At 63.5% G+C, this 4,867-nt stretch carries 3 protein-coding genes; all 3 read left to right on the plus strand.

Translation table 11 applies throughout. The features are described 5' to 3' along the window. Window positions 1-195: 195 nt before the first annotated feature. A complete protein-coding gene (locus ASG00_RS01890; RefSeq protein WP_056206426.1) occupies window positions 196-1,437 on the plus strand; it encodes a hypothetical protein in 1,242 nt (413 codons plus the stop codon). 316 nt (window positions 1,438-1,753) lie between these two features. Beyond that, a complete protein-coding gene (locus tag ASG00_RS01895; protein WP_082482985.1) occupies window positions 1,754-3,178 on the plus strand; it encodes an ATP-binding protein in 1,425 nt (474 codons plus the stop codon). Between the two features lie 516 nt (window positions 3,179-3,694). Next, the coding region (locus ASG00_RS01900; RefSeq protein ID WP_162238316.1) for a hypothetical protein at window positions 3,695-4,867 on the plus strand (1,173 nt) is incomplete at its 3' end.

Here is a 4,867-nt window from a genome sequence, read left to right on the forward strand (position 1 = left end):
CTGGGGTTTGGTGCTGCTGTGACTCGCGCCGGGTGCGGGAGCACGGAAGTCCCACCGTTAGTCGTGGTCAGAGCGGCTCGCCCGTGTGACCACTCGGAGACTCGCGCCCTCGGAGGCGCCGCGTTCGCGGGACGGGATCGTGCGGTGCCTGTGGCCGCGGTTGCTCCCGGTCCGATGCGCCGTCAGGATCGCATCGTGACGCACTTCTGGCGGACCGACGCGGGCGAGTACCTGCGACTGCATCGGCGAAGGATGGCGTCGCTTCGTGTGACGATTCCGACGGAAGCGCCAACCAAGAAGACGCGACGGGCCTCGCGCGAGAAAGCGCGGCAGATGCTTCGAAACTACTTCGAAACGGACGCGCTCGCGCGGTATGCGCGGGGTCGGACAAACTGGCCAAAGCCACGAGCGGACATCGCCCTCGACATCTTCGTTAGTAGCGCCTCGCGCAACGGGCCCAGGATCGACAACGCGTGTAAGTGGCTCCTCGACGAACTCACCGAGCTGGTCTACAAGGATGACCGGCAGGTCAAGCTGCTCTTCGCTCGGGTTGGTCGTCCACACCTTGATGTGGAGACTCTCGCCGCTTTCTGGGGAGACGATGCCCCTCCATGGATCGCTCAGCGAGAACGTCGAGGCGCGGAGATCTGGATTACCGCGCAACCGAAGGCGAGTGTGCTCGATGATCTCCGCGTCGCGCAGACGCTTGAGGAGAGGTGGGATCCGTTCAAGGCGGTCTACGGAACGCAAGACGTATCTATGTTCGACGCTGGCTTCGAGCGCGATGAGTTGGTGGACTACCAGCGTACGTTCGACCCCGCGGTAAAGACGCAGCAAGCTCGGTTCCGGCAGATTGCCAGTCAGATCGACTACCTCGATCAGGCTCAACAACAGCACCACGTGGACCTTGTCTTCTCGTCGCTATTCACGGAATTCCCCGTCGATCGATTCGGCGTATGGAAGCACGCAAGTGCACGCCTGTCTCACTGCCCATACATCTTCAACTTGGGCACGCTGCCCGAGCGCGGCGAAACAGTCGAGTTCGAGCGACGGCTTCGCGAGATTCTCGAACACCGACGAGATCAGTTCCCGCGCTTGCTGCCGCTTCGCGCACGGAGTGGCATCTCGATGATCCTGTTCGAGAAGAAGGGCCACTCGAAGGATCTCGACAATCTCGTGCAGCAGACGCTCCCGGCGATTATGGACGTTCTACGGCCGCCCCGACGTGATCATCATGGGTGGTTGGCCGATGAGCCCGACCTTCGCGACAGTGCCCTCGACATACCGTTCATCGAGATCGCCGCGATCCCGGCAGATCAATCGGACATGCCGGCGGGGTCGCTCGTCATGGGCCTCTCGAGCGGCGATCGATACTCAAGCTGGTGGTCGCTCGTTGGGGACTACGTCGAGCGAAGGCTCGAGAACGCGTACCCCTAAGCCGTCGTCACGTTGCTATAGGTGAGTTCGTGACGCCCCGATTGGCTTAGCGGCAACGCGCCCTGTCTGTCCGACAGTTGGTCGGCGGCGAGTGGGGGCGAACGCGTGGATGCGGGCTCGGGGTTCGGCGTACTCCGCTTCGAGTTCATTGGCGCCGCGGCCGGGCGCGCTCGACGGAGTGTGGGTCGCGCGTGTTTAGGCGACCACTTCTCATCGTTACTCGAAAGCTACTGTAAAGGCCCGCAATGCTCGCGATCCGCGTGATTCCGCCAATCTCAACCTCAATGTCGCGGTGCTCCAAAGTTACTCTGAAGGGGTGAGCTCGAAGGATGTCGACCGTGCACTGGCCGCGCCGATCGGCGAGGTTGGCCCCAAGCTGCTTTCGCTGCCCGAAGGGCAGTGGTTTGACCGAAAGTCTGTGAGGTCCGATGTCAAGAGTCTCGCACCGGTACTCGTCGCTCTCGCCAATGCCGACGGGGGTGTAGTTGTCATCGGGCTTCACGACGGCATCGTGGAAGGAATCAAGAGCAATCCCGGGCGGATCAATGACTACCGGCAGGCGGCTATCGACCACACCGTGCCACCGGTGCGCTGCACCGTCGATCAAGTGGGCTGTGTCAACTCGCGCGGTGAGACCGACTCCCTAATCGTGCTTCGGGTGGACCCGGGCGAGGTAGTGCACGAGACGAAGTCCGGAGATTGCTATCTCCGGATTGGCGACGAATCGCGCAAGCTGGATCACAGCCTGCGTCAGGAGCTGGCCTTCGACCGCGGACAGGGTCATTACGACGGACAGCCGGCGGATGGCGTTCGAGTTGGTGATCTGGACGAACTACTCCTCCGTCAGTTCAGAGACGCAACCGGCGCGAAAGGGAGTTTTACACGACTACTGCAAGCGAGAAGTCTCCTAACTAGACAGGGGGACGTCACCAATGCCGGGTACCTTCTGTTTGCGCCCGACCCAGGGAACCTCTTCCCCCAGGCGCACATCAGAGTGATCCGATATCTTTCCTCGCAACGAGGCAGTGGGTCACGACTGATGGTCGACGCCGAGCACGATGTTCGAGTAGAAGGACCGATCCCTCGCCAGATCGAGGAGGCCGCCAGGGTCATCGAACGCCTGATACCTAAGCGCCGAGCCCTGAAAGCGTCGGGGTTATTCGAGGACGAGCAGATCGTTCCGCGCGATGCGTGGCTAGAGGGAGTGGTCAATGCTGTCATTCATCGCTCGTACAGTCTGGGGGGAGACCACATCCGAGTCGAGATCTTCCCGGACCGTGTCGAGGTTGAGAGCCCCGGAAGATTCCCCGGGCTCGCCGACCTGCGAAAGCCACTAGAGATCGGTCGCTTCGCCAGAAATCCGCGCGTAGCGCGTGTCTGCGCTGACCTCCGTATCGGCCAAGAACTCGGCGAAGGTATCCGCCGTATCTTCGACGAGATGCGCCGAGTCGGACTAACTGATCCTGTTTATCGCCAAACGCAGTCGTCTGTAAGGCTCACGCTCGCCGCGGTCGCGAGGCTTGATCCGTCGGTCGCGTCTCGTTTGCCGTCACGAAGCCAAGATGTGTTGGATCTGCTTCGCGCGACCGCAGCCGAGCTGGGGACGGGAGAGATCGGGGAGGCGCTAGGAATGAGCCGGCCCACTGTGATGAAGAGATTGAAGGCCCTGCAGGAAGAGGGGCTCGTGCTCTGGGTCGGAAAATCCGCGCGGGATCCGCGAGCAGTCTGGAAGCTTGAGTAGCCGATGCTCGGGATCGACCGCCAACGGATCAATGCCCTCACAGAAAGGACCGTGTCTAATGCGAGTAGATAGGGCCACGTTGCAATCTGATCCGATCACGATTAGCAGCGTGCTCGGCGCGGGCGATGACACTCACACTCCGTGATTCGTCGGGGGGATTGACCTTCGAGAGCGACTAATCGACGCGAGACTCATCGCCCGGACGTCCGAGTGCGGTCTACTTCTCGAGCTGCGGAGGCGCGACGACATGCGAGAACATCTCTCGGGTAGTCCTCGCTGCGACCCTCACTGGAAACCATCGCGCCGAAAGGCGTTTCAGAATTCGAGCGCCGCCGACAGGTGGCGTGAGCGCCGCGGAAGGAGCGGTCGGATTCGCGCCGTGCGGGTCGCGCATCGCACAATGGGCGGAACGCACAGCGGATGTGCGCGGCTCCGACCGGGGGGAACAGTGGCCAAGACGATACGGGCCGATCATGCGGATGCGGGCTACCGCACCGGCGGACGAGGCGGTGCGTCATGACGATCGAGCGATTCATACTGGCGTTGCCGGTGCCCAAGCGGGATCTCGCTGAGTGGCACGAGCGCCTGTTGCGTCTCGGAAGCGCGGACGACGTGGCCGAGCTCGAGATCGTCGGTTCCGCGAGCACGAAGAATCCGCTCCACGACGGGCGGGCGATCCAGTTCGTGCTGACCTGGGGAGCGGTTCCGGCGGCGTCGAAACTCGTCCTGTCGGAAGGCGCGCCCGACGGCTGGGCGGCCTATCTCGAGGCCTCCCAGCTCGTGACGATCGCTGCCGTGCTCGCCGACGTGATCGTCGACGCGGGCGGCGCAGACCTTACGGCCGAGATCACTGAGCACGCATACGAGCTGCTCGAGCGGTACAACCGGCTGGGCGACGTCGACTTCGCCGAAGGCGCGGCATCGGCGTACATCCTGCTGCCGAGCCATGTTCCCTCGCTGAGTCACAGCCCCGACCTGCACGCCTTCGAGAACGGCGAGTGGCGCGTCGACGAGGAAGCACGCACCCTCTATCACGCGCTCTGGCCCGAGCCCGACAAACCGTCGAGCGTCCGCGACGCGTTGTTCCACCTCGGCGAGAGGCGGATTCTCACCGAGAAGGGGAGCTCGTTCGTGCGCCGCTTCGCCGGAGAGGGCCAACCGGAGTTCCGGACGCTGGCAGAGCGCACGGTTCGTCCTCGCGGCCGCGCGCGGGTGGCGGCGATGGATTACCGCGTGCGGGAGAAGACACCCGAAGACGAGCTGGGCGAGGTGCTGTTCGAACTCGTGCAGAACACGCAGTGGCACGGCAGGGATGCCACCTCTCGTAGCGGCCGTTCGCTGCGCGTGCTGCGGTTCGCGGTTGAGCGCTATACCGCGGAGGATCTTCCCGCCGTCCGCGCGGAGGACGCCGCACTGGCAGACTACCTCGCCTCGGCGCTCCAACTGGCCGACGCGGACAGGTCGGGCTCGTCGCCCGTGCTCGTGCTCGGAGTCGTGAGCATCATCGACGACGGACTCGGACTCGCCCGATCCGTGGCCGGTAACCTTGGCAAGCTCGACGAGCTGGACGAACAGACCGAGGTCGTTCTGCTTAAGACGGCGCTTAACAAGACGGTGCGCACGAGCTTCCGGGGAACGGGCAACTTGGGCTTGCCGCGCGTGCAGCTGCTCATGACCAACCTGCGCGGG

Origin of the sequence: Microbacterium sp. Leaf351, from assembly GCF_001423825.1 — a bacterium.
GTDB classification, from domain to species: Bacteria; Actinomycetota; Actinomycetes; order Actinomycetales; family Microbacteriaceae; genus Microbacterium; species Microbacterium ginsengisoli.